This window comes from Vibrio anguillarum (genome assembly GCF_003390515.1).
Lineage (GTDB): Bacteria > Pseudomonadota > Gammaproteobacteria > Enterobacterales > Vibrionaceae > Vibrio > Vibrio anguillarum.
Window position 1 is genome coordinate 701778 of the sequence record NZ_CP031479.1, and the last position, 26329, is coordinate 728106.

The 26329-nt window shown below is 46.2% G+C and carries 22 protein-coding genes; 18 read left to right on the plus strand and 4 right to left on the minus strand.

Features of this window, described 5'->3' with window-relative positions; all coding sequences use genetic code 11:
• Nucleotides 1-404: 404 nt before the first annotated feature.
• From rpoE to acpS, 11 genes are all read left to right on the plus strand, one after another.
• Nucleotides 405-977, plus strand: coding sequence for an RNA polymerase sigma factor RpoE (rpoE, locus tag DD616_RS07320; protein WP_026027282.1), 573 nt, complete (start codon nucleotides 405-407; stop codon nucleotides 975-977).
• Nucleotides 978-1011: 34 nt separating this feature from the next.
• Complete coding sequence (locus DD616_RS07325) at nucleotides 1012-1635, plus strand: sigma-E factor negative regulatory protein (RefSeq protein ID WP_017046484.1); 624 nt, start codon at nucleotides 1012-1014, stop codon at nucleotides 1633-1635.
• Entirely contained in the window at nucleotides 1632-2612 is a 981-nt protein-coding gene (gene rseB / locus DD616_RS07330; RefSeq protein ID WP_017042688.1) for a sigma-E factor regulatory protein RseB, read from the plus strand. The genes DD616_RS07325 and rseB overlap by 4 nt, the downstream gene beginning before the upstream one ends.
• Nucleotides 2609-3079 (plus strand): SoxR reducing system RseC family protein, encoded by a 471-nt coding sequence (locus tag DD616_RS07335; RefSeq protein ID WP_208872125.1) that lies wholly within the window; start codon nucleotides 2609-2611, stop codon nucleotides 3077-3079. The genes rseB and DD616_RS07335 overlap by 4 nt, the downstream gene beginning before the upstream one ends.
• A 112-nt stretch (nucleotides 3080-3191) precedes the next feature.
• Entirely contained in the window at nucleotides 3192-4985 is a 1794-nt protein-coding gene (gene lepA / locus DD616_RS07340) for a translation elongation factor 4 (RefSeq protein WP_026027281.1), read from the plus strand.
• Between the two features lie 94 nt (nucleotides 4986-5079).
• Complete coding sequence (gene lepB, locus DD616_RS07345; protein ID WP_208872126.1) at nucleotides 5080-5976, plus strand: signal peptidase I; 897 nt, start codon at nucleotides 5080-5082, stop codon at nucleotides 5974-5976.
• 36 nt (nucleotides 5977-6012) lie between these two features.
• Nucleotides 6013-6690: a ribonuclease III gene (rnc, locus tag DD616_RS07350; protein WP_010319803.1), complete on the plus strand. Its 678-nt coding sequence runs from the start codon at nucleotides 6013-6015 to the stop codon at nucleotides 6688-6690.
• A complete protein-coding gene (gene era, locus DD616_RS07355) occupies nucleotides 6683-7657 on the plus strand; it encodes a GTPase Era (RefSeq protein ID WP_010319802.1) in 975 nt (324 codons plus the stop codon). Before rnc ends, era begins: the two co-directional genes overlap by 8 nt.
• Before the next feature lie 47 nt (nucleotides 7658-7704).
• On the plus strand, nucleotides 7705-8433 hold the full coding sequence (gene recO / locus DD616_RS07360) for a DNA repair protein RecO (RefSeq protein ID WP_208872127.1): 729 nt from the start codon (nucleotides 7705-7707) through the stop codon (nucleotides 8431-8433).
• The gene (pdxJ, locus tag DD616_RS07365; RefSeq protein ID WP_013856034.1) at nucleotides 8430-9161 is read left to right on the plus strand and encodes a pyridoxine 5'-phosphate synthase; all 732 of its coding nucleotides are present in this window, start codon (nucleotides 8430-8432) and stop codon (nucleotides 9159-9161) included. Before recO ends, pdxJ begins: the two co-directional genes overlap by 4 nt.
• 9 nt (nucleotides 9162-9170) lie before the next feature.
• Nucleotides 9171-9551, plus strand: coding sequence for a holo-ACP synthase (acpS, locus tag DD616_RS07370; RefSeq protein ID WP_208872128.1), 381 nt, complete (start codon nucleotides 9171-9173; stop codon nucleotides 9549-9551).
• A 93-nt stretch (nucleotides 9552-9644) separates the two neighbouring features.
• On the opposite strand, the gene barA is transcribed toward acpS, so the two are convergent.
• The gene (gene barA, locus DD616_RS07375; protein WP_208872129.1) at nucleotides 9645-12425 is read right to left on the minus strand and encodes a two-component sensor histidine kinase BarA; all 2781 of its coding nucleotides are present in this window, start codon (nucleotides 12423-12425) and stop codon (nucleotides 9645-9647) included.
• A gap of 183 nt (nucleotides 12426-12608) precedes the next feature.
• Here barA and rlmD point away from each other — a divergent pair, with 183 nt between their 5' ends.
• The 5 genes from rlmD to eno all read left to right on the plus strand — a co-directional run bounded on the left by rlmD (nucleotide 12609) and on the right by eno (nucleotide 20394).
• Nucleotides 12609-13931: a 23S rRNA (uracil(1939)-C(5))-methyltransferase RlmD gene (gene rlmD / locus DD616_RS07380; RefSeq protein WP_129532741.1), complete on the plus strand. Its 1323-nt coding sequence runs from the start codon at nucleotides 12609-12611 to the stop codon at nucleotides 13929-13931.
• Between the two features lie 63 nt (nucleotides 13932-13994).
• Nucleotides 13995-16217, plus strand: a complete 2223-nt coding sequence (relA, locus tag DD616_RS07385; RefSeq protein WP_017046490.1) for a GTP diphosphokinase — start codon at nucleotides 13995-13997, stop codon at nucleotides 16215-16217.
• A 134-nt stretch (nucleotides 16218-16351) separates the two neighbouring features.
• Nucleotides 16352-17149, plus strand: a complete 798-nt coding sequence (gene mazG, locus DD616_RS07390; RefSeq protein WP_017046491.1) for a nucleoside triphosphate pyrophosphohydrolase — start codon at nucleotides 16352-16354, stop codon at nucleotides 17147-17149.
• 223 nt (nucleotides 17150-17372) lie between these two features.
• A complete protein-coding gene (gene pyrG, locus DD616_RS07395; RefSeq protein ID WP_013856040.1) occupies nucleotides 17373-19013 on the plus strand; it encodes a CTP synthase in 1641 nt (546 codons plus the stop codon).
• Between the two features lie 79 nt (nucleotides 19014-19092).
• On the plus strand, nucleotides 19093-20394 hold the full coding sequence (eno, locus tag DD616_RS07400) for a phosphopyruvate hydratase (protein WP_013856041.1): 1302 nt from the start codon (nucleotides 19093-19095) through the stop codon (nucleotides 20392-20394).
• A gap of 116 nt (nucleotides 20395-20510) precedes the next feature.
• On the opposite strand, the gene DD616_RS07405 is transcribed toward eno, so the two are convergent.
• Nucleotides 20511-21722, minus strand: coding sequence for a multifunctional CCA addition/repair protein (locus DD616_RS07405; RefSeq protein ID WP_013856042.1), 1212 nt, complete (start codon nucleotides 21720-21722; stop codon nucleotides 20511-20513).
• 88 nt (nucleotides 21723-21810) lie between these two features.
• On the opposite strand from DD616_RS07405, the gene DD616_RS07410 reads away from it, so the two are divergent.
• Nucleotides 21811-23409, plus strand: coding sequence for an ExeA family protein (locus tag DD616_RS07410; RefSeq protein ID WP_064625886.1), 1599 nt, complete (start codon nucleotides 21811-21813; stop codon nucleotides 23407-23409).
• Entirely contained in the window at nucleotides 23409-24176 is a 768-nt protein-coding gene (locus DD616_RS07415; protein ID WP_208872130.1) for a general secretion pathway protein GspB, read from the plus strand. The genes DD616_RS07410 and DD616_RS07415 overlap by 1 nt, the downstream gene beginning before the upstream one ends.
• Nucleotides 24177-24238: 62 nt before the next feature.
• Here DD616_RS07415 and DD616_RS07420 read toward each other — a convergent pair whose 3' ends face one another.
• Nucleotides 24239-24847, minus strand: coding sequence for a TIGR04211 family SH3 domain-containing protein (locus tag DD616_RS07420; RefSeq protein ID WP_026029138.1), 609 nt, complete (start codon nucleotides 24845-24847; stop codon nucleotides 24239-24241).
• A gap of 158 nt (nucleotides 24848-25005) precedes the next feature.
• Complete coding sequence (locus DD616_RS07425; RefSeq protein ID WP_026027278.1) at nucleotides 25006-26265, minus strand: inorganic phosphate transporter; 1260 nt, start codon at nucleotides 26263-26265, stop codon at nucleotides 25006-25008.
• Nucleotides 26266-26329 lie beyond the last annotated feature (64 nt).

Genomic DNA, 26329 nt, shown 5'->3' on the forward strand with positions numbered 1-26329 from the left:
AAACTTTTAAATTCCCGAACTAGAGTAGAGTTGTCCAACTCTCATTTTAAATATGCATTGCATGTATCTATACTCTTGAAGTGATTCAGCCGCAAGGTTTATCCACTAACGGTATCGCTATGGCTTCAAGCCAATAGCAGTAGAGAAAGATTTGATGCAATACTTTGTAAATGCCATTGTCTTTCGTCTTATCGACCCTCACTATATTGGGGATCCCCTATAGTGAAATTAGATCACATTTATTGAATAATGCTTGGCAAATATTTTTAGACAGAATGGAACTTTCTATTCTCCCTTGAGTCACAATAGTGCTCATGTAAGCGGTGGTGTCAATACTACATTTTGCATAATGAATGCCCATATCTGAGAAGGTAAGGGGAATAACAATAGGAGTACAGGCTCGAATGAACGAGCAGCTGACCGATCAAGTATTGATTGAGCGAGTTCAGAGTGGAGATAAGCAAGCATTTAACCTTTTGGTTTTAAGGTACCAAAATAAAGTCTGCAACCTTATTTCTCGGTATGTGAGCAATTCCGGAGATGTAGCCGATGTCGCACAAGAAGCGTTCATCAAAGCGTATCGGGCTATCCCAAGTTTTCGCGGAGAGAGTGCCTTTTACACTTGGCTATACCGTATTGCTGTTAATACCGCTAAGAATCACATTGTAGCCCAAAGTCGTAGACCGCCCGCTAGCGATGTTGATGCTGAAGATGCTGAATATTACGAAAGTGGCAACGCATTAAAAGAAATATCGAACCCTGAGAACATTACGTTGTCGAAAGAATTGCAGCGGGTCGTTTTTGGTGCGATAGAAGCGTTGCCTGAAGATTTGAAAACTGCGATGACCTTGCGTGAACTGGATGGTTTAAGTTACGAGGAAATAGCAGAAGTCATGGATTGTCCTGTAGGAACGGTGCGTTCTCGCATCTTCCGTGCTCGTGAAGCGGTAGAAAAGAAGATTAAACCTCTTTTATAGCGCTCAAACTGGTAACGAAAATGGTGAATAAATAATGGCTGACAAAGAAAGACTTTCAGCACTCATGGATGGGGAAATGGTCGATAAAGCGCTCATTCAAGAATTAGAGCTCGACCAAGAAAGTTTGCAAACGTGGAAAAATTACCATTTGGTTGGTGATGTGATGCGTGGAGATGCCCCAGTCCGAGCTGAGTGGGATATTGCACAGAGCGTTGCATTAGCATTGGATGACGAGCCCGCACACAGTCGTTTACAATCTGCTTCGGTTATTGATTTTCGTGATGCAAGCCGTGAGTCTCAGCCGACGCCAGCTCAAGCTCGTCGGCAGTTACCGGCTTGGCTTTCCCAATTTGGCCAGGTTGCGGTTGCTGCGTGTGTGTCGTTTGTGGTGATTTTAGGTGTTCAACAATACGGTGGCCGTGATTCAGGAGTGAATCAAAACGACCAATTACCCGTACTGCAAACCATTCCGTTGGCTGGCAGCGCAGAGCCAGTGAGCTTAACGCGTGATTCAGTAGAGCGCCAAACCAGCGAAAGCCGCGTGCAAGAACAACGTCGCCGCGTAAACGCATTATTGCAAGACTACGAGCTGCAACTTCGCCTGAACAGTGAAAGTGCAAGCCCACATAACGATGTACTTGAATCGGTAGTTGAATGAATAAATTCCTGATCAGTGCACTGGCGCTGTTCAGTTTGAACTCTACATTAGCCTTTGCAGAAGACCAACCTGCAGAGGCTTTGTTGCTTCAAATGAACGAGGCCAGTCAGCATTTAAATTATGAGCTGTCTTACATTCTGATTAAGAAAAACAGCATCGATCCACTGCTGTATCGTCATGCAAGTCAAGGCGATCAGCAATTTGCGCATCTCGTTTATCTCAGCGGCCCGATCCGTGAAGTGATTCGCCGTGGCAATGAAGTGAGCTACATTGAACCTGGGGTAGAACCGTTCACCATTGAGTCAAGCACTATGGTTGCGCCGACGATTCCGATGCTAACCAGCAATGTCACCGAATTAGGCCGTTACTACGATTTCGTCAAAGTTGGCCGTGCACGTGAAGCGGGTACGGCTTGCCAAGTGGTGCGAGTGGTGCCGAAAGATGGCTTACGCTATTCCTATATTTTGTGGGTAGATGAAACCAGTAACTTGCCATTGCGAGCTGATTTAGTCGATCGCGACGGCGAGGTGCTTGAGCAATATCGCACTATCTCTTACGCCATTAGCGACAAATTAGCGCAGGCGATGCAAGGGCTAAATGACGTTGAGTTACCCGAGGTATTAACGTTACCGAAAGGCAACCTTACGGAAAGTTTTTGGCAAGTGAGTTGGAAACCTGAAGGCTTTGAACCCAAAGAGCTTAACCGTTATCGTATGGCGATTACTGAGCGTTTGGTAGAGAGCCAGATGTTCAGTGATGGGCTATTTAGTTTTTCTGTCTATATTTCCGATAGTGACAACCATTCGCTGAAAGGCCAACTGGTTCGTCAAGGTCGCCGTACCCTGCATAGTGTGGTGAAAGGAAACAATGAAATCTCAGTGGTCGGTGATATTCCACCGGCAACGGCGCAGCGTATTGCTCAATCGGTGACGTTTGTCCAGCCTGCGGCGCCCTCAACAGAGGCAACCAAACCATGATGACGGCGTTAGCAACAGTCACCGCTGTTCAACCTGATGCTAAAGGGTTTCACGTTGAACTCAGTTGTCAGCAGCAGACCAGTTGCAGCAGTTGTTCGTCCTCCAAAAGCTGTGGTACTGGGATCGTATCGAAAGCGATTGGTAACAAAGCGCTGTTATGGCAACTCGATACGAAAAAACCAGTGAAGCAAGGCCAGACGGTTGAAATCGGTTTCCCCGAAAAAAGCTTGCTTCAATCGGCAGCCTTAGTGTATTTGGTGCCGCTTTTTATGATGATGTTCGGCGCTTGGCTGGGTGAGAGCTTCTTGGCCCCTTGGCTCGGTTTAGGTGAGGGCATCGTGATCATCACGGCCGCTGTTTTTATCGCGCTGGGGATCGGAATTGCCAAACGTTGCTCTGTGGTTCTTGAAAAACGATCGCAGCAAGAGGTGGTTTTGGTCCGAGTCCTTGGTGAACCTATCGCCTAATTTATGATGCGAACCCTACCGAAATTGGGTAGAATCGGCCAACTTTATGGAAACGCCGCTTGATGTGGCTTTCTTATGTCCCTTTTTTCAAGAGTTTAGTCATCCCAAATCTATGAAGCACATTCGTAACTTTTCGATTATCGCCCACATCGACCATGGTAAGTCGACCCTATCTGACCGTTTGATCCAAGTTTGTGGTGGATTAAGTGATCGTGAAATGGAATCTCAAGTTCTAGACTCTATGGACCTTGAGCGTGAGCGTGGCATCACCATCAAAGCACAGAGTGTGACGCTCGATTACAAAGCAAACGATGGCGAGACATACCAGCTCAACTTTATCGATACTCCTGGACACGTTGACTTTTCTTATGAAGTTTCCCGTTCTTTAGCCGCCTGTGAAGGTGCTCTATTGGTGGTGGATGCTGGTCAAGGCGTTGAAGCGCAAACATTAGCTAACTGTTATACCGCCATTGAAATGGACCTTGAAGTTGTCCCAATCCTAAATAAGATTGATTTGCCAGCCGCAGAGCCTGAACGCGTAGCGGAAGAAATTGAAGATATCGTCGGCATCGATGCTATTGATGCAGTGCGCTGCTCTGCGAAAACAGGCCTTGGCGTGGATGAAGTGCTAGAAAAAATCGTTTCTGGTATTCCGGCTCCTGAGGGCGATCCTGCTGCGCCGCTGCAAGCGTTAATCATCGATTCTTGGTTTGATAACTACTTAGGTGTTGTCTCTTTAGTGCGAGTGAAAAATGGTGCGCTGAAGAAAAATGACAAGATTAAAGTGATGAGCACAGGCCAAACTTGGGGTATTGACCGTTTAGGTATTTTTACGCCAAAACAAGTCGACAAAACCATGTTGAACACTGGTGAAGTGGGCTGGGTGGTTTGTGGTATTAAAGACATCCTCGGCGCTCCTGTAGGTGATACTCTGACCAGCGCGAAAGATCCGTGTGAAAAAGCATTGCCAGGCTTTAAAAAAGTGAAACCGCAGGTGTATGCAGGGCTTTTCCCTGTCTCTTCTGATGATTACGAAAACTTTCGTGATGCGTTAGGTAAACTGAGCCTAAACGATGCCTCGTTATTCTATGAGCCAGAAAGTTCGGCCGCCCTTGGTTTTGGTTTCCGTTGTGGTTTCTTGGGTATGCTCCACATGGAGATTATTCAAGAGCGTTTAGAGCGCGAATACGATCTTGACCTTATCACCACTGCGCCAACGGTAGTCTATGAAGTGAAGAAGACCGATGGCACGATGCTTTATGTTGATAGCCCTGCTAAATTGCCTGCGGTGAACGACATTGAAGAGATTCGTGAACCGATTGCGCGTTGTAACATTTTGACCCCTTCTGAATATTTGGGTAACGTCATTATGTTGTGCGTTGAAAAGCGTGGCGTGCAGGTTGATATGGTCTATCACGGTAACCAAGTAGCCTTGACTTATGATGTGCCGATGGCCGAAGTGGTGCTTGATTTCTTTGACCGCTTGAAGTCAACTTCTCGTGGTTATGCATCACTTGATTATGGTTTCCAACGCTTTGAAGCTTCAAGCATGGTCCGTGTGGATATCTTGCTAAATGGTGACAAAGTGGATGCGCTAGCCATCATCACTCACAAAGACAATTCGCAAACGCGTGGTCGTCAAGTGGTTGAGAAAATGAAAGAGTTTATCCCTCGCCAAATGTTTGATATCGCGATTCAAGCGGCGATCGGTAACCATATTATTGCTCGTTCAACCGTGAAGCAGCTGCGTAAAAACGTACTGGCGAAATGTTACGGTGGTGATATTAGCCGTAAGAAAAAACTGCTTAAGAAGCAGAAAGAAGGTAAGAAGCGCATGAAGCAAATTGGTAATGTTGAGTTGCCACAAGAAGCCTTCCTTGCCATTTTGCACGTAGGTAAAGATTAAGCATTGCTTTGGCTTTCTTATGCATGCAGCAGTCACCATTTAAGTGAAAGAGTTTCGGCTCTTTCACTTTCGTATTTTTAGATAAGGGAACTCCATGGCGAATACATTTTCACTCATCTTGGTGATCGTCACATTAGTGACTGGCATAGTTTGGGTGCTGGAGAGGTTGGTGTGGGCGAAAAAACGTCAACAGAAGATGGCCGCTATTGAAGCGCAAACCAACGGCTTGGATGACAAACTCAGCGCCAAAATTTCCGCGCAACCTTGGTGGATTGAAAACAGTGTTTCCATCTTCCCTGTGATTGCTTTTGTGCTGGTGCTACGTTCTTTTGTGTACGAACCTTTTCAGATTCCATCTGGCTCAATGATGCCAACGTTGCTGGTGGGCGACTTCATCTTAGTTGAGAAATACGCTTACGGTTTGAAAGACCCAGTATGGCGTACTCAACTGGTCGAAACTGGTAAACCAGAGCGTGGTGATGTCGTGGTCTTTAAATACCCGCCGCAACCAAGCATTGACTACATCAAGCGCGTGGTCGGCATGCCGGGCGATACAGTTCGTTATAGCAGCAACAAAGAGATTTGTATTCAAGCTCAAGGTTCAACAGAATGTAAACAGGTCAAACTGTCCAATGTTGAAGAGAGTGAGTTCAACCAAAATGGCATCCCTTTAATTCAAGTGAATGAAAAGTTAGGTCAGGTTGAACACCAGATTTTGATCAATCCATTACGTCGTGATCGTGTTGATGCTTATCAGCCACGCCATGGCGTTAATGAATGGGTTGTTCCTCAAGGTCAGTATTTTGTGATGGGTGATAACCGTGACAACAGTGCTGATAGCCGTTACTGGGGCTTTGTTCCAGAAGCAAACTTAGTCGGTAAAGCGGTCGGTATTTGGATAAGTTTTGAATTTGAACGTGGTGCCGATAGCGTTTTACCTTCGTGGATCCCAACTGGTGTGCGTTTTAACCGCATTGGTGGCATTAACTAGGCTAGCTTTGGCTAGCCATCACTACATCGAGAGAGCATGAATTCTCCAATTAGTAAATTAGAAACTAAACTCGGTTATTCATTTAATGATCCCGAGTTTATTTCCTTAGCACTGACACATCGCAGTGCAAATGGTAAGCACAATGAACGTCTTGAGTTTCTGGGCGATTCAATTTTAAGTTTTGTCATCGCTGATGAGCTGTACCACCGTTTCCCTAAAATTAACGAAGGGGATATGAGTCGTATGCGCGCTACGCTTGTGCGTGGTCACACATTGGCTGAACTGGGCAGAGAATTTTGCCTAGGAGATTACTTAAAATTAGGTCCAGGTGAGTTGAAAAGTGGTGGTTTCCGCCGTGATTCAATCCTTGCTGATGCCGTAGAAGCCATCATTGGTGCGATTTATTTAGACAGCGATACCGAAGTAGTACGACGTATTATTTTGAGCTGGTATCAAGAGCGCCTTGACGCCATTGAGCCGGGCGTATCGCAAAAAGACCCAAAAACTCGCCTACAAGAGTTTCTGCAAGGTAGAAGAAAGCAACTGCCTATCTACACAGTGACTAATATTAAAGGTGAAGCACACAACCAAGAATTTACGGTATCGTGTGATGTAGCAGGAATGGGAACGCCTGTAATTGGTAAAGGCACCAGTCGTCGTAAAGCTGAACAATCGGCGGCTGAAATTGCACTAGAGCAACTGACAAATGGCTGATAACGAATTTGATTTGGATGCGTACTTCGCATCAAACACCAACAGCAATGAAGCAACTCCGGAAAGTGGTGAGCAGCACTGTGGTTTTATCGCCATTGTGGGTCGCCCCAATGTCGGGAAATCAACCCTGCTGAATAACTTACTGGGACAAAAGATATCCATCACATCGCGCAAGCCTCAAACCACTCGTCACCGCATTATGGGTGTCGATACAGAGGGGCCATACCAAGCGATTTACGTTGATACTCCGGGGTTACACATCGAAGAAAAACGTGCGATTAACCGCTTGATGAACCGTGCGGCAAGTAGTTCACTCAGTGATGTTAACTTAGTGCTGTTTTTAGTCGATGGCACTCAGTGGACCGCCGATGATGAAATGGTGCTCAACAAGTTACGCAATGCTAATTTCCCTGTAGTGTTGTGTGTCAATAAAGTCGATAACGTGAAAGATCGTAACGATGTAATGATGCATATGCTAGAGCTATCGAAGAAGATGGAATTTGTTGATGTCGTGCCGATTGCGGCAAAACATGGCAAAAACGTCGATGTATTGCGCAAACATGTGCGTGAGCATTTACCTCAAGCCACGCATCACTTCCCTGAAGAGTATGTGACTGATCGTTCACAGCGCTTCATGGCTTCCGAGATTGTGCGTGAAAAACTGATGCGCTTTACTGGTGAAGAGCTGCCGTATTCAGTAACCGTTGAAATTGAACGTTTTGACTATAACCCTGAAACCGATGGTTTTCATATTAACGCGTTGATCCTCGTTGAACGCAGCGGTCAGAAAAAAATGGTGATCGGCAAAGGTGGTGAAAAAATCAAAACCATCGGTCGTGAAGCGCGTTTAGATATGGAAGAGCTGTTTGGTCGCAAGGTTTACCTAGAAACTTGGGTGAAAGTGAAATCCGGGTGGGCAGATGATGAACGTGCCCTTCGTAGCCTTGGTTATATTGACGATCTATAACCTCTATTCGAGGTGGGTGAGAACATCGCTCACCTTTGAGTGCTGATATGTCAGACGGTTTACAGCGCTGTTTTGTCCTTCATCGACGTCCTTATAGCGAGTCGAGCCTAATCCTTGATGTGTTTAGTGAGGAGTATGGCCGCGTCACCTTAATGTCCAAAGGCGCACGCAGTAAACGATCGAACTTAAAAGGTGCACTGCAACCTTTTACCCCCTTATTGCTCAAATGGTCAGGCAACGGTTCAATGAAAACCTTGCGCCAAGCTGAACCGATTAGCCTTGGCTTACCGCTCAGTGGTATTCATCTCTATTCTGCCATGTATGTCAATGAGCTGATTGACCGCGTGCTTGCGCAAGAAGTGCCTTGCCCGGGTCTGTTCCATGATTATCTGCATGCACTCACCGAGTTGGCTCAGTGTGAAAATCCAGAACCAGCATTGCGCCGTTTTGAACTCGCGTTGCTAGCTTCAATGGGTTATGGCGTTGATTTCTTGCATTGCGCCGGAACGGGAGAAGCCATCGATCCTCGCATGACTTATCGCTATCGCGAGCAAAAAGGTTTTATCGCTTCTGTTAGGCGCGATAACCTCACGTTTATGGGCGATGAGTTGATTGCCATTAGTGAGCGGCGCTTTGTCAGTAAAGAGCAGCTTCAAGCGGCAAAACGCTTTACACGCATAGCGTTAAAGCCGTATCTTGGCGGCAAACCTTTAAAAAGCAGGGAGCTTTTCCTGCCCATGTCTAGTTTTTCCAGAGTACGGAGTATAGGAAAATGAGCGCAATTTACTTAGGCGTTAATATCGATCACATCGCCACGTTACGAAATGCCCGCGGTACTAAATACCCAGATCCCGTGCATGCTGCTGAAATGGCAGAGCGTGCCGGAGCCGATGGCATTACCATTCACCTACGTGAAGACCGACGCCATATCAAGGATCGCGATGTGCGTATTTTGCGCGAGACGTTGCAAACTCGAATGAACCTCGAGATGGCCGTTACCGACGAAATGATTGATATTGCTCTGCAAACCCAGCCTGAATTTGTGTGTTTAGTGCCTGAAAAGCGTGAAGAACTAACGACGGAAGGTGGGCTGGACGTATTAGGACAGCTTGACAAAGTGAAAGCGGCAACCGAAAAACTGACCGCTGCAGGCATCAAAGTCTCTCTGTTTATTGATGCTGATCGTGAGCAGATTAACGCGGCTAAAACTTGCGGTGCACCGTTTATTGAATTGCATACTGGTCATTACGCCGATGCAACAACCGAAGCGGATCAGCAAGATGAGTTAAAGAAAATTGCGGCGGCTGCGAGCTATGCGAGTGATTTGGGTATTACGGTGAACGCTGGTCACGGTTTGACTTACCACAACGTAGCTGCCATTGCTGCACTGCCTGAAATTTACGAACTCAATATTGGCCACTCGATTATCGGGCGCGCCGTATTTGATGGTTTGGAAAAATCGGTCGCCGATATGAAAGCCATCATGCAAGCGGCTCGCAAATAAGGTCTACCGATGGCGATTATCGGCTTAGGGACTGATATTGCGGAAATTGAACGCATAGAAAAAGCATTGTCACGCAGTGGCGATGCTTTTGCCGAGCGGGTGCTAACCCAAGATGAATTGGCGGTGTTCTATTCGCTCAAGAAAAAAGGGCGCTATTTAGCGAAACGTTTTGCCGCTAAAGAAGCGGCATCTAAAGCGCTTGGTACGGGTATTGCGCATGGCGTTAGCTTTCAGGATTTTACCGTCACCAACGACGCCAACGGAAAACCCGTGCTAATATTATCAGGTAAGGCTAAGCAGTTGGCTGCCACAGCCAGTGTGAATCACATTCACCTAACTATTTCTGATGAGCGTCATTATGCGGTGGCGACGGTGATTTTAGAGTCTTAATCTGTCAATCTTCTCTGCTTGCTGACAAGCAAATACTGCTGAGCGGCAAGCCCCTTTTTTCATTCGGTTAAATTGTCTCTTGGGTTAAATTGCTCATTCGCTTAAATACGGTTTAGCGGTAGCGACCACTTTGTCCATCTCATCTTGTAATTCAAATAACTCCGGTTCGACATCGCTGATGGATTTGCCCGATCGCAATGCCTGTTCGAGCGCTGCGCACACTTTTTTCAAGCGGGGTACGCCACTGTATGAGCAACTGCCGTGCAGTTTATGAATATGGTGCAGTAGATCTTGGGTAGGGTATTCATCATCTTCCAACGCCATGCTGACGACTTGGCTCACCTGTGGAATCGAATCAACTAGCATCTGTAGCAGCTCTTTGGCCAAATCTTCCTTGTTGGCTGATTGTTTGAGTGCATTTTGCCAGTCAATGATAATGGTGTGATTAGGCTGCTCAGCTTCCTGTGACGGCGATGGTATAACTTGTTCTGTGAGTTGCAATTTCTCCAACTGTTTACGGTTGGCGTAGGGGTTCCAGTGTGCTAACACTTGCTGCAAGATGTGCTCTTCAATCGGCTTAGTGAGGTAATCATCCATTCCTTCTTTCAGCAGACGATCGCGCTCTCCGATCATTGCATGAGCCGTTACCGCAATCACGGGCGTTTGGTGATTGAGTACTGTTTTCTTAATTTCCTGGCAAGCAGTGACCCCATCCATCTGTGGCATTTGGATGTCCATCAAAATCATATCAAATTTCTGGCGGCTTGCTTGTTCGACCGCTTCTTGGCCATTCGTACAAGCGATGACGGTTTCAACACGTTCTTGCAGCAGGGCCATGATCAGTTTGAGGTTGGCAGGGTTATCATCCACCGCCATTACTTTCAGGGGCAGTGTATCGAGTGTGATCGGTAGATCTTGAATGGCAGGCTGTACCGGTTGGTGCGCGATTAACAGTTGCAGCAATTTTTTACGCGACAGTGGCTTGGTAATGCACTGCACTGGATGATGCAGCATTAAATAATCGGATAGTGCGAGCTCGGTACTTGGTGTACCGATAATCACGTTGTCGGCAAGCTGAATAGCCTTTGTGACCCACTGCTCAACCAAATTCAAATCAGTCTCTCTACTTGGGGCTAAATTGAGTAATACATAATCGAAGCGATCCGTTTCTTCTGGCATCACCGCTCGATATGTGACGCTCAACCCTGCCTGCACCAACATTTGCTGAATGATGGAGGCGGCTTGCATATTGGGTTCAACGAGCAACAGCTGTTTATTGCTCAAAATATGTGGGTCAAGCCAGTCGCTCATCGGCATTTCAGTGGTATTGAGACGCAGCGTAAACCAGAAGGTGGAACCTTGGTGAAGACGGCTGGTGAGGCTAATTTCACCGCCCATGTGGCTGACCAATTTCTGAGTAATAACCAAACCAAGTCCAGTGCCGCCGTAGCGACGAGAAATACTGGCATCGGCTTGGCTAAAGGCTTGGAACAGCTGTGCTTGTTGGCGCTCTGAAATACCAATGCCGGTGTCGCGCACCATAAATTGCAGCTCAACCACATTGTCGCGTTGTGAGCGCAATTCAACACTGATGTCGATGTTGCCACGTTCGGTGAACTTAATCGAGTTACCGACAAGGTTGGTCAACACTTGTTGGATACGAAGTGGGTCACCTACCAAGCCTGCTGGGATTTTTTGATCCACTTTAAGAGTAATTTCCAATCCTTTTTCATGAGCACTGGTCGCTTGGAGGTTAACCACTTCTTCCAAACTTTCTTGAAACTCGAACGGAATATTTTCCAGCGCTAACTTACCGGCTTCTAGCTTGGAGAAATCCAAAATGTCATTGATGATGTTCAATAAGTTATTGGCCGATTTTTCAATGGTTTGTAAGTAATCTGCTTGGCTATTCGTCAACTGGGTTTTGAGCATTTGGCGGGTGAAGCCAATGACACCGTTAAGCGGCGTACGCAACTCATGGGACATGTTGGCCAGAAATTCTGATTTTATGCGCGCGGCTTCTTGGGCGCGTTTTTTGGCAATGTCCAATTCAACGTTTTGGATTTCCAACTGCTCTAAGGTTTCTCGCAAATCCGAGGTGGCTTGGTCGATACTGTGCTGCATTTCGACGTGATATTCCGATAGCGATACCGCCATCGCGTTGATCCCTTTTTTGAGCGAATCTAACTCACCGTGCATTTTGCCTTCGATCCGCACATCAAGGTGGCCGCGACGAATTCTATCCACCATGTTTTTCATGTGTGAGATAGGGCGAGTCACATCGTGCAGGAGTCGGAATGCGAACATCCCTGATAAACCGAGCCCAAGCGCAAGCACTAAAAAGGCGGAAAAGACCTCTTGATACTGTTGTAAACGCAATGAAGAGAGATCCAACTCTATCGCGATATAGCCGAGCGCAGGCGTTGATGTATTGGCATTTATGCCTTCGGTTAGACGGTTTTCAGCCAAAATTGGCGTGCGCAGTATTAAAGTGTTCTCGGTGAGATTTGAGCTGCTTAAAATCGGAATGGGCTTATCTTTTGGATAAGTTAAGCTTTCAAAGTTAGGGTGAAAATTCGAGGTGACAAACAGTTCGTGGTTGGCGTCAAACACCGCAATACTGCGGACAAATTTAGAGTTCTTTCGATGCGCGTAGCTGATAATGCGGCGTACCGACTCACGGCTTTGGTTTTTTAAGGCGTCTTCACTAGCAATGGCCAAGGGCTCGATGATGCTTGCCCCCGCATTGATCACCTGTTTTTCCAGATCATGGTAGCGATTGAATGAGAAAAAAGCACTGAGCAACAAGCCGATAATTAAGGTTGGAGCTAAGGTTAAAGTAATAACGCGCGCGCGTAAGCCATATCTGGTCATTATTGTCTAAACATCGTGGTGTGGATATGGGAAAATAGACCGCAATTTGATGAGCAAGCCTGTACGAAAATCGTTTAATTGACGGCTAGCTTAATCAAGTCGAGTAAGTTCGACAATCATCCCCGCACTAAATAGTGACGCTAGGGCAAAAAACATCGATTTAATTTTACTTAGGCACAGAGCATGGCACGTTTTTTCCAACCGAAAAAGAAAGCGCAATTAGAAACAAAACATCAAACGGTATTGATTGAACGTCTTGATCATCAAGGTTCTGGTATCGCTTATCAACACAATAAACTGCTTTTTGTTGATGGCGCGCTGCCCGGTGAGCAAGTGCTGATGCAGCTAACTGAAAGCAAAAGTAAATACTCTCGCGGTCAGTTGATTAAAGTCTTAACGGCCAGTGAACAACGCGTGACGCCATTTTGTCGCCATTACGGTCAATGTGGTGGTTGCGATCTGCAGCATTTAGAGCACAGTGCGCAGGTGGCGCACAAAGAGCAAACACTCTCGCAATTGATGAGTAAATTCGCCGGACAAACGTTGGCATTGAGCCCCGCAATAAGTTGCGCCGATAAAGGATATCGCCGCCGCGCCCGCATCAGCGTGTTGTGGGATAAAAAGCAGCAACAGCTGCAATTTGGTTTTCGCAAAAAGCAGAGCAAGCAAATCGTTAACGTGACGGACTGCCCAGTGCTAGAACCACAACTCAACACGCTACTTACACCTATCCAAGCGCTGTTAACGCAATTTAAATCTCAGCAAGCGATTGGCCATGTTGAATTGGTGCTGGGTGATCAAGGCGCGGTGATGGTGTTGCGCCATCTTCAGCCGCTGCCAAGTGAAGATCACGCGGCGCTGCTGGCGTTTGCTCAGCAGCATCATCTCACTTTGTATGTGATGCCAGAAAGCGATCAGCTCGAACGTCTTCACGGAGAGATGGCAAGCTACCGTGAAACCGGATCAGTTATCGAATTTTTGCCCTCCAACTTTATTCAAGTCAATCGCCAAATAAACCAAAAAATGGTGGCTCAAGCATTGGAATGGTTAGCCTTGACTGAGGATGACCGAGTGTTGGACCTATTTTGTGGCGTAGGGAACTTTAGTTTGCCGATGGCCCAATACGCTCAATCGGTAGTGGGCATTGAAGGTGTGGATGAGATGGTTGAGCAAGCGACACAAAACGCGCAGCGCAATCAAATCGACAATATCACGTTCTACCAAGCAAATTTGGAACAAGATATGTCAACGCAAGCGTGGGCAAAGCAAAAATTTGCTAAAGTACTACTCGACCCAGCGCGAGCCGGGGCGGCAGGCATTGTCGACCAATTGGCTAAGCTCGGCGCTCAGCGCGTGGTATACGTTTCTTGTAACCCGGCAACACTGGCAAGAGACAGTCAAAGTTTACTCAGCCAAGGTTATAAGTTGGTAAAACTTGGCATGTTGGATATGTTTCCACACACCAGTCATTTAGAATCGATGGCGCTATTTGTAAAAAGTCGGTAGACAGAGAACTAACTCAGTCGAAGTTAGTCGAATACCACAAACTATAAAACTAGGACGAATCAGATGGTTGCGGTACGAAGCGCACACTTGAATCCAGACGAACAGTTTGAGCTAGATAAATGGATTGCGAGTTTACATCAAGATAAAAGCACAGCTTCTAAACTGACGGACGTATATCGTCAGTGTGAAACGTTATTAGAAGGTCATGCCAAAGGACCGCTACTGCTGTGGCGCGGCCGTGAAATGATCGAAATCCTGATTACCTTATCGATGGATCGCGCCACTTTAGTCGCGGCTCAGCTCTTTCCTATCGTCAGTAGTGGGCTTTTTGACCGTGAAGTATTAGAAGAGACCTATGGTAAAGGCATAGTGAAGCTGATTGATGGTGTCGAAGAGATGGCGGCACTTGGTCAGTTAAACGTTACCTTGCAAGGCAGTGAAGCTTCAGAGCAAGTGGATAACGTTCGCCGCATGCTGCTTGCGATGGTAGATGATTTTCGTTGCGTGGTGATCAAATTAGCGGAGCGCATTTGTAATTTACGTGAAGTAAAAGATGAACCTGACGAAATTCGCCGTGTGGCGGCCAAAGAGTGCGCCAATATCTATGCCCCTTTAGCAAATCGCTTGGGCATTGGTCAGCTCAAATGGGAAATTGAAGATTACGCATTTCGCTACCAGCAGTCCGATACCTATAAACAAATTGCTAAGCAGCTTTCCGAGCGCCGCATCGTGCGTGAACAATATATTCACGATTTTGTCGAAGATCTGCGCGCCGAGATGAAGCTTTCTCATATCAATGCCGAAGTGAGTGGCCGTCCGAAACACATCTATAGCATCTGGCGCAAAATGCAGAAGAAAGGGTTGGCTTTCGATGAACTGTTTGATGTGCGTGCAGTTCGCATTATTGCTGATCAACTGCAAGACTGTTACGCCGCCTTGGGCGTTGTTCATACCAAATACAAACACCTGCCTAGCGAATTTGATGATTACGTTGCTAATCCGAAACCGAATGGCTATCAATCCATTCATACGGTGATTTTAGGGCCAGAAGGCAAAACCATCGAAATTCAAATTCGTACTAAGCAGATGCATGAAGAATCTGAACTTGGGGTTGCTGCGCACTGGAAATATAAAGAGGGCGCAACGGTTGCCCGCAGCGGTTACGATGAGAAAATTACTTGGTTGCGTAAGCTTCTTGACTGGCAAGAAGAGATGTCTGATTCGGGTGAGATGATCGACGAGCTGCGTAGCCAGGTGTTTGATGATCGCGTTTACGCCTTTACACCTCGTGGTGATGTGGTTGATTTACCCATGGGAGCCACGCCGCTCGATTTTGCCTACCATATTCACTCTGAAGTGGGGCATCGCTGCATCGGTGCCAAAGTCGCGGGTCGTATTGTTCCATTTACTCATAAATTATCTATGGGTGATCAAGTCGAAATCATCACTCAGAAAGAGCCGAATCCGTCGCGTGATTGGCTAAATCCAGCAACGGGGTTTGTTCATTCAGGCCGTGCGCGCGCCAAGATTAACGCTTGGTTCCGTAAACAAGGCCGCGAGAAAAACCTTGAAGCCGGACGAGAGATCCTCGAGTCAGAATTAGCTAAAATCGGCGCTACGCTAAAAGATGCCGATAAATACGCGCTCAAACGTTTTAACGTCAATACGCCTGACGAGCTGTACGTCGGCATTGGCAGTGGTGATTTGCGAATCAACCAAATCGTCAATCACATCAATGCTTTGGTGAATAAGCCGACCGCTGAGCAAGAAGATCAACAAGCACTGCAAAAATTGCAAGATGCGCAAACTCGTCCAGCTCAGCCACATCGAGCGCACAAAGATGCCGTTGTAGTGGAAGGGGTAGATAACCTCATGACACACCTAGCGCGCTGTTGCCAACCTATCCCGGGTGATGAGATCAAAGGTTACATTACTCAAGGGCGTGGTATTTCAGTCCATCGCAGTGACTGTGAACAGCTAGAAGAGCTGAGCCATCACGCACCTGAACGCATCATTGATACCGTTTGGGGGCGCGGGTTTGTTGGAACCTATATTTTGACTTTGCGCGTTGAAGCGATGGAGCGAGGTGGGTTACTCAAAGACATTACCACCCTGCTTGCGAATGAGAAAGTGAAAGTCATCAGCATGAAAAGTCGTAGTGACTACAAAAGACAGTTGATCATCATGGATTTTGATCTTGAAGTGAGCAACATCGAAGCGCTGTCACGAGTATCAATGCGAGTAGAGCAGATCAAAGATGTCATGTTGGTGAAACGCCTAGGCTAAATTTCATATCACAGTAACACTCTTATTGGCGTGAATCGCAATTAAATCGCGACGCAAGCGCCTTGGGTTTTCAAAGGCGAGTGGCAATGACTGCTCGCTTTTTTATTTTAAATATTGATGTAAGGAGCGGATAAATGAGCCACCCAATCGAACAACTGGAACAGATCATGGCACAGTTGCGTGACCCAAAAACAGGTTGTCCTTGGGATATCAAGCAAACTTTTGACACGGTTGTTCCTTACACAATCGAAGAGACCTATGAAGTGGTGGAAGCGATCCACAACCAAGATTGGCCTAATCTCAAAGAAGAATTAGGTGACTTGCTGTTTCAAGTTATTTTTTATAGTCAAATGGCGAAAGAGCAAGGGTTGTTTGATTTCTCGCAAGTTGTTGAAACGGTGAATGAAAAACTTACGCGCCGCCATCCTCATGTTTTTGCGGGTGCCAAGTTTGAGGATGAAGCGCAAATCAACGCCAATTGGGAAGCTGAAAAAGCCAAAGAAAAGGTACAAGCAGGAAAAAAAGATCAAAGTATTCTAGACTCAATACCACACGCTTTTCCGTCTCTTTTACGTGCTACAAAGATTCAAAAAAAGTGTGCCCAATATGGCTTTGATTGGGATTCTATCGGCCCAGTGGTTGATAAAGTCCAAGAAGAGATCGAAGAAGTCATGGAAGAGGCGTTGCAAATTAACCCTGATCCGGTTCGAGTAGAGGATGAAATGGGCGATCTATTATTTGCCACCGTTAACTTTGCTCGGCACTTAAAAATTGATCCAGAAGTGGCGTTAAATAAAGCAAATCGAAAGTTTTCACGTCGATTTAAAGGTATTGAAATGCTGGTGGCACGTCAGCACAAAACCTTGACCGATTTTTCTCTCGAAGAATTGGATGCGATGTGGAATGAAGTGAAGCGCTTGGAGTCGAAGTAATCCCCTGTGTTGGCAATCCACAATAAAACCCACCCATTGAGACAAATTTGACTCATTTGAGTGGTGTGATAAGCCATATCAAGCGGTGCTCTTTGATTTGAAGCAAAAAATAAAAAATGACAGTGTGATAGATTTCACGTTGTAGCGAATAAGGGCTTCTGGTATATTTTTATCCCGTCCAGAAGAAATCCATTTCCCTCATTCAACCAATTTCAGGTTAAACATGACGACAAATTACATTTTTGTTACTGGCGGGGTTGTATCCTCTCTAGGTAAAGGTATTGCGGCAGCATCTCTTGCGGCGATTTTAGAAGCTCGTGGTCTTAAAGTGACTATGATGAAGCTTGACCCTTACATCAACGTTGACCCAGGCACAATGAGCCCAACTCAACATGGTGAAGTGTTTGTCACGGAAGATGGCGCTGAAACTGACCTTGACCTTGGTCACTACGAACGTTTTATTCGTACCAAAATGACCAAGCGCAATAACTTTACTGCTGGTCGTGTTTATGCCGATGTATTGCGTAAAGAGCGCCGCGGTGACTACCTAGGTGCAACGATTCAGGTTATTCCACACATCACTAATGCGATTAAAGATCGCGTTATCGCAGGCTCTGAAGGTCACGATGTCGCTATCGTTGAAGTGGGCGGAACCGTTGGTGATATCGAGTCATTGCCATTTATGGAAGCGATTCGTCAGCTTGCGATTGAAGTGGGCCGTGAACACGCGATGTTTATGCACCTGACTTTAGTTCCTTACCTTGCCGCTGCTGGTGAAGTGAAAACCAAACCGACTCAACATTCAGTTAAAGAGCTGCTTTCTATCGGCATTCAGCCTGATATTTTGGTTTGTCGTAGCGATCGCGTTATCCCAGCGAACGAACGTAAGAAAATTGCTTTGTTCTGTAACGTGCCTGAAAAAGCCGTTATCTCGATGAAAGATGTTGATTCTATCTACAAGATCCCTCAACTGATCAAAGCTCAAGGTTTGGATGATATCGTTTGTAACCGTTTTGGTATTAAAGCACCGGAAGCGGATCTTTCTGAATGGGAACAAGTGATTTACGAAGAGGCTAACCCAACTGCTGAAGTGGTGATCGGGATGGTCGGTAAATACATTGAATTGCCTGATGCTTACAAATCGGTTAACGAAGCACTGAAACACGCAGGTTTGAAAAACCGTTTGAGCGTGAAAATCAAATACATCGATTCTCAAGACGTTGAAACCAAAGGTGCGGAAGTGCTGACTGGTTTGGACGCAATCCTCGTACCTGGCGGTTTTGGTGACCGCGGTATCGAAGGTAAAATTCTTGCTGCGCAATATGCCCGCGAAAATAAAGTACCTTACCTAGGGATTTGTTTAGGTATGCAAGTGGCGCTGATAGAATACGCGCGTAATGTTGCGGGTATGAAAGGTGCGCATTCAACAGAATTTAACAAAGAGACTCAATACCCTGTGGTAGGCTTGATCACCGAATGGGTAGATGACGAAGGTAACGTAGAAGAGCGTACTGAAAAGTCTGATCTTGGTGGTACTATGCGCCTTGGTTCACAGCTATGCCACTTAGAGAAAGGCACCAAAGCGTATGAGCTTTACGGTAGTGCAACCATTCATGAACGTCATCGTCACCGTTATGAAGTTAATAATAAACTTCGTCCGCAGATCGAAAAAGCTGGCTTGAAAGTATCAGGTCTGTCTGCTGATAAGAAGCTAGTTGAAGTGATTGAGAACCCTGCTCACCCATGGTTTGTAGCAGCTCAGTTCCACCCAGAATTCACGTCAACCCCTCGTGATGGTCACCCACTATTTGCAGGCTTTATTAAAGCGGCAGGTGAGTTCCAACGCGGTGAATCAGAGAAGTAACAAGGATACGGGCAGTTGCAATTGTTGTGCTGCTGCCCTTTATAGTTTTGACATTTAAATTCAACGAGAGGAAACATTAATGTCTAAGATCGTTAAAGTTCTAGGTCGCGAAATCATCGACTCACGTGGTAACCCAACAGTAGAAGCTGAAGTTCACCTAGAAGGCGGTTTCGTAGGTATGGCAGCTGCGCCATCTGGTGCATCTACTGGTTCTCGCGAAGCTCTTGAGCTACGTGACGGTGACAAATCACGTTTCCTAGGTAAAGGTGTTCTTAAAGCGATTGCAGCTGTAAACGGCCCAATTGCTGATGCTCTAGTTGGTAAAGATGCTAAAGATCAAGCAGCTATCGACCAAGTGATGATCGACCTTGATGGTACTGAAAACAAATCTAACTTCGGTGCGAACGCAATCCTAGCAGTTTCTCTAGCGAACGCAAAAGCGGCTGCGGCTGCGAAAGGCATGCCTCTATACGAGCACATTGCTGAGCTAAATGGTACTGCTGGCCAATTCTCTATGCCTCTACCAATGATGAACATCATCAACGGTGGCGAGCACGCAGATAACAACGTAGACATCCAAGAGTTCATGATCCAACCTGTTGGCGCAAAAACTCTTAAAGAAGCAGTACGTATGGGTGCAGAAGTATTCCATAACCTAGCTAAAGTTCTCAAGTCTAAAGGCTACAACACTGCTGTTGGTGACGAAGGTGGTTTCGCTCCTAACCTAAAATCTAACGCTGAAGCGCTAGAAGTTATCGCAGAAGCGGTTGCAGCGGCTGGCTACGTGCTAGGCAAAGACATCACTCTAGCGATGGACTGTGCAGCATCTGAATTCTTCGACAAAGACGCTGGCATCTACAACATGAAAGGTGAAGGCAAAACGTTCACTTCAGAAGAGTTCAACCACTACCTAGCGGGCCTTGTTGAGCAATTCCCAATCGTTTCTATCGAAGACGGTTTGGACGAGTCTGATTGGACTGGTTTCAAACACCAAACTGAACTTCTAGGCGACAAAATTCAGCTAGTGGGTGACGATCTATTCGTTACTAACACTAAGATCCTTAAAGAAGGTATTGAGAAAGGTATCGTTAACTCAATCCTTATCAAGTTCAACCAAATCGGTTCTCTAACTGAGACTCTAGCTGCAATTAAGATGGCTAAAGACGCAGGTTACACAGCGGTAATCTCTCACCGTTCTGGCGAAACTGAAGATGCAACTATCGCTGATCTAGCGGTAGGTACAGCTGCAGGTCAAATCAAAACGGGTTCTATGAGCCGTTCTGACCGTGTTGCTAAGTACAACCAACTAATCCGTATTGAAGAAGCGCTAGCTGGTCGTGCTCCTTTCAACGGTCTTAAAGAAGTGAAAGGCCAAGCTTAATCCCACGGGATACAGCTTAGCATCATTACTTTAAAGAACGCCCTGCAATGCAGGGCGTTTTGTTTTTTCTGCTATCTCAACTCGCATTTTGAATTGCGAGTTAAGAAGGGAAAGATTTACACCGCGCTAATCGCTGCGATCCGTCGTTTATCCAGCTCTTCTTTGATCGCTTTCCCTTGAAAACCATCACGGATCACCTGTTGTACATCGACACTCAGTGCGGCTTGATAGGCTTTGAGAAAAATATCGCGTTGCGGATAAGGGGTCTCTTCGCAACCTAATCGACCCGCATGATCGGCCTGACAACAAAGTAAAACGTCCAGCAAGCGCTCAGGCTTGCGCCATGCATCGAGTTTATCGAGTATTTTGAGTTTGGTGCTGGGTTTTAATTCTGCCGCTCGATGAATATTGGAATGCTGCTCGCAGACGAGTAGTGCCAACTCTTTACACTCATTTGGAATACGCACCCGCTCGCACAAGGCTTTAATGATATTAACTCCTGTGTGACAGTGCATTTTATGGCTGGGCCATTCGCTTTTAGGTGTGACTCCTTTACCTAAGTCATGCACTTGCGCTGCAAAACGAACCGCTATCGATGAAGAGAGCTTCGCCGCTTGCGCTGCAACCATTAAGGTGTGTACTCCGGTATCAATTTCAGGATGCCATTTTTCCGGTTGAGGAACACCAAACAGGCGATCCAGTTCGGGTAATACCACTTTAAGTGCACCGCATTCATATAAAACAGAAAGAAATATTTCTGGATGCTGAGTGGCCAGTGATTTCTGCCACTCTTGCCATACGCGCTCGGCGGTTAAGTGTTGCAACTCACCTGATTGCGTTATTTGTTTCATCAGTGCCATGGTTTCATCGGCAATGGTAAAATCTAAATGTGCGAATTTGGCCGCAAAACGAGCCACGCGAAGGACGCGTAGTGGATCTTCGATAAAGGCATCAGAAACATGGCGCAGTAGGCGATTGTGCAGATCGCGCTGGCCGCCATAGGGGTCAATAAGCTTACCAGCGTTATCTTGTGCAATGGCGTTAATGGTCAGATCGCGGCGGGCGAGATCCTCTTCCAAAGTCACATCGGGTGCGTAGTAGCAGGCAAAGCCTGTGTAGCCAGCGCCAGTTTTGCGCTCAGTGCGAGCAAGGGCATACTCTTGTTTCGTTTTCGGGTGAAGAAATACGGGAAAATCTTTTCCTACAGGAGTAAAACCAGTGGCCAGCATTTGCTCTGGGCTGCTGCCTACTACAACCCAATCTTTGTCATAGATATCAATATGGAGCAACTGATCGCGTACCGCGCCCCCAACTAAGTATACTTGCACCGGATTACCTTAAATATGCTGAAACGCCATTGGCGATTGATGTTAGTAATGGTACTTTTCATCACAGTGAAATGATAGAGACGAGAGAATGTATAAGGAATTTTTTGGATTTACCGAGCCGCCATTTTCAATTGTACCGAGCTCTCGTTACCTATTTTTGAGCCATCGTCATCGTGAAGCGATGCAACATTTACAAGCAGGGCTGGGTGATGGTGGTGGTTTTGCGCTATTAACTGGCGAAGTGGGGACTGGCAAAACAACCATCGCAAGAGCGATGCTTGCGGCACTCGATGATAGTACTCAGGCGGGGTTTATTTTAAATCCAACTTTTTCGAACATCGAGTTGCTTGAAGCGATTTGTGATGAGTTTGCGCTGTCTTACCCATCTTCAGGGAGTTTAAAGGCGCTTAGCCAAGTAATTTATCATCATTTACTGCATAACCACGCGCAAGGGAAACAGACGCTATTAGTGATAGATGAGGCGCAGCATCTGGCCGCCGATGTACTGGAACAGTTGCGACTACTGACTAACCTTGAAACGGAGAGCCGTAAGTTACTTAAGGTTTTACTGATTGGTCAGCCCGAGTTACAACAAAAATTGCAATTACCTCAGTTACGCCAACTTGCGCAACGTATTACCGGTCGTTATCACTTGCTGCCTCTCAATGTTCAAGAGACAGAGCAGTACATCCACTTTCGTTTAGCGTTAGCCGGCGGTCACAAGGATTGGTTTGATCAGAAAAGTATCAAATGGATAGCAGAACAGACCCACGGTATTCCGCGTTTAATTAACTTAGTGTGCGATGCGAGTTTCAAGTTAGCCTATCAGCAGGGCGTGAAAGCGCTCTCATTTGAATTAGTGCGTACCGCGGGTCAAGAGGTCATGAATTTTCAGTCTTCGGTCTATCAGTCGCCTCATGCTCGCCTCGTACCGTCTTCAATATCGTATCGCTCTCCTCTCATTGCGGGCTTAGTGTTAGCTGTGTTCATTGCGTGGTTTAGCCCGCCATGGATTGATCGCATGATGCGCTTTGCGTTGCCTTCCCCTGAATTACCTAAACCGATCACTCAAGTGGTGATCAGTGCTCAATTGGAACAAGATCTAGAACGCTCGAAGGCATTGGAAGCGGCCATTAGCGATCTTTATAAAGTGTGGGGTTACAGCGCATCTTTGGCCGATAGTTTTTGTGATGCTCAAGCACAAGGACGCTTTCAATGTCAGCGTATGCAGGGTGATTTCAACCAATTAAAGCAGTTAAATTTGCCAGTGGTGCTCACTTTAGCTGCGGAGCAAACACAAGCTTATGCGGTGCTGTACCAGATCAATGCTGAGCAGGTGCAATTGTTAATGGCAGGAAAGCATGTGCAAATTAACCAAAGTCAGCTCAATGACGTATGGACAGGAGAATATCACTACATTTGGCAGCACGATTTACTTCGAACGTTGAAACAGGGCATGCAAGGAGATGATGTTGAACTGCTTGACCAAAAATTGTCTCAGTTACTTGGAGAGCAAGCCACAGGGCATCAACAATTTGATGGTGAGGTAAAGCGCAAAGTAGCGTTTTTCCAGCGCTGGCAGAAAATGGACAGCGATGGTATTGCTGGGGCTCGCACTATAAGTCGGCTTGAGCTATTGACTCAACACAACGCACCTCGTCTTCTTATTACTAAGGAGCAAGGATAATGTCGCAAGTGCTTAAAGCATTAGAGCAATCAGAGCTGAGCCACCAGAGCAAAAGCTTGCCTCACTCTTCTCATGTAGCAGTGTTTAATCAATCCTTGCCATCTTCATGGTGCTCGAAATCATCACTTACCGCGTTGTTTGCTCCATCGCTGCTTTGTTGCGGTTATCTTGTTTATCATTCATACCAAGCTCAAATCGATGAGCTAGAACAATTGAAGTACAATGCGCCACAAGTTGTGCAACAAGAGGGGGCTTACCAAGTTCTGGAATACCCTGACTTTGGTGAGTTACAAACTAATACACCACGAGTGAAAACACTTACCGAGACAAGCTCTACGCCGCCATTTACTCCTTTACATGGTACTCAGTTGACGACTCGTGAGCCGCGAGATAAAAACGCAGATCAGGAGTTTGGCCTTAATGATCTCGACTTAAGTCAATTATCCCCGGAATTGGTACAACGAGTTGAGTTGGCGATTCAAGGCAAAGGTCAAGTCGTACTTATAGGAGACACATCAAAAGATCATCTTCTGCTCACAGAACATCTTGATACCTTTTCAGGTCGTATCCCAGCGCTGAATTTCCAGACTCACGTTTATTCAAGTCGCACAGATAAACGATGGGTAAAAATTAATGGCGTAGAGCGAAAGGTAGGCGATGATGTGGTGAATGGCGTGCAATTAGTCGAGATCAATCCGCAATCAACCTTGATACGTTTCGATGGTGAATTGATTGAAATCCCAGCTCTTTATGATTGGAAAGGATAAAAAAACGGCCACCTTTCTCTGGTGACCGTTTTTCAAGTGATAGATCCAGTCAGTTAGGGAGATTATGCCCAACCAGAAGGGTGTTTCTTACGGCGTGGGATAATGTGTGGCAAAATTAGTCCAAGTAACAGACCAATACCCGCTACGCCGCCCCCATAAGTAAAGTATTTAAGCAGTAGATCCTCTTTCTGAGTATCCAGCTTAGCGCGCAGTTCGCGAATTTCAGTTTGTGAATCAGTGAGCTGCTTACTGATATCACTGTAGTTTTGTTCTAACTCTGAAATTTGCTGATTGCGAGCCTCTAATGAATTGGCCAATCCGGCTTTTTCACTGTCTGCATTTTGCTTTGCATTGGCCAATTTACTTTTCACTTCGGCCAGCTCACTCTCCAATTTCGGCAAACGCATCGCCATGCTTTCTTGGCGAGTGACAAAACGGCTTTCAACCCAACCCGTGCGGCCTTTCTCATCGGCAATCTGGCTATAACCAGTATCGTTATTAACATCAAGCAGCTTTACTTTGTCTCCTGCATCGATGCTACCGAGAATGCGAAATTGGTTACTTGGACCTGAATGAATATAAGTAAAGAGTTTGTCCGCAATATAGCGGTCTTGCGCAAACGTTGGCGCAGCCAACATGGTCAGTAAAACCATGCAGATCAGTTTTTTCACGATAAGTCCTTTAGCTATCAAATGAGGTATTAAAATGCTTTCGACAAATATTAAGAAGTTTCGTTGATTGGTGCAACAAAGAAGGGAGGCTAAGCCTCCCTTTCTGTGCGTTTGAGTCAATTAATGACATTGCACTTACAATCTATTGACTTATTGTATTAGCCAAATATTGCTTGCAGGGCATAGAAGAAAATGACCGCAAGTAAAGCGCCTGCTGGCAAGGTGACAATCCATGAAGCAACGATATTACGCACCACACCTAGATTCAATGCCGCAATTCCACGAGCAAAACCAACCCCTAATACCGCACCAACAAGTGTTTGTGTGGTTGAGATTGGAAGGCCAGTACCTGATGCCAATACGACCGTTGACGCTGTTGCCAATTGAGCGGCAAAGCCACGGCTTGGCGTCAGTTCAGTGATACCCGTACCGACCGTCGCCATCACTTTGTGACCAAGGGTAGCTAGGCCAACCACAATACCAAAACCACCCAGTGGCAAAATCCACCAAGCAATTGAGCTTTTAGCACTAACAGCACCCAAGCTTTCAACAGTTGAAACCACCGCAGACAGAGGACCAATCGCGTTAGCTACATCATTTGAACCATGCGCAAAAGCCATTGCACACGCAGTGATCACCATCAATACGCTAAAGATGCTCTCAACACCGGAAAACCCATGGTCTTCTTCGCGGTTGGCAAATTTTCTCTTGATGTAGTAGTAACCACCGACCATAACAAGGCCTGATAACGCCGCAGAACATAACCATGCTTCACCGGTACTCAAGTGTAAGCCTATATGTTTAAGGCCTTTTTTGATGGTAACCAGTGCGATCACCATAGTGGTGATGAACATATAAATAGGAACAAAGCGTTTGGCATTCATCAGTGGATTTTCAGTATCGAAAATCAATCGTTGAGCACTGACGAAGATTAAGTAGGCGAACAAACCAGAAATGACTGGGGTGACAATCCAACTGCCTACGATGCCTTTTACTGAGGCCCAATCAACCGCTTCTGGGCCGACAGATATGCAGGCAAATCCGATAATGGCGCCGATGATAGAGTGAGTCGTTGATACAGGCCAACCCATGTATGAAGCCAGCAATAGCCATGTTCCGGCGGCGAGAAGCGCAGACATCATGCCATAAACAAGAACGTCGGGTTGGTGAGCGAAAAGTGCGGGTTCGATGACGCTGTTACGAATGGTTTCGGTTACTTCACCACCCGCTAAATATGCACCAGCGAATTCAAAAATCATCGCAATGATAATAGCTTGTTTTACGGTTAGCGCTTTTGAGCCTACTGAAGTTCCCATTGCATTAGCAACATCATTTGCACCAATACCAATCGCCATCATGAAGCCAAAAGCGGCTGCAACAAGAATCAGGACAGTGCCGTAGTTCGCAAGGATATCCATCGTAATACCTAGTCTTTTGATAACAAGCGGAGCATAACTGGACTCATTTTCTCGAAGCGAGTCA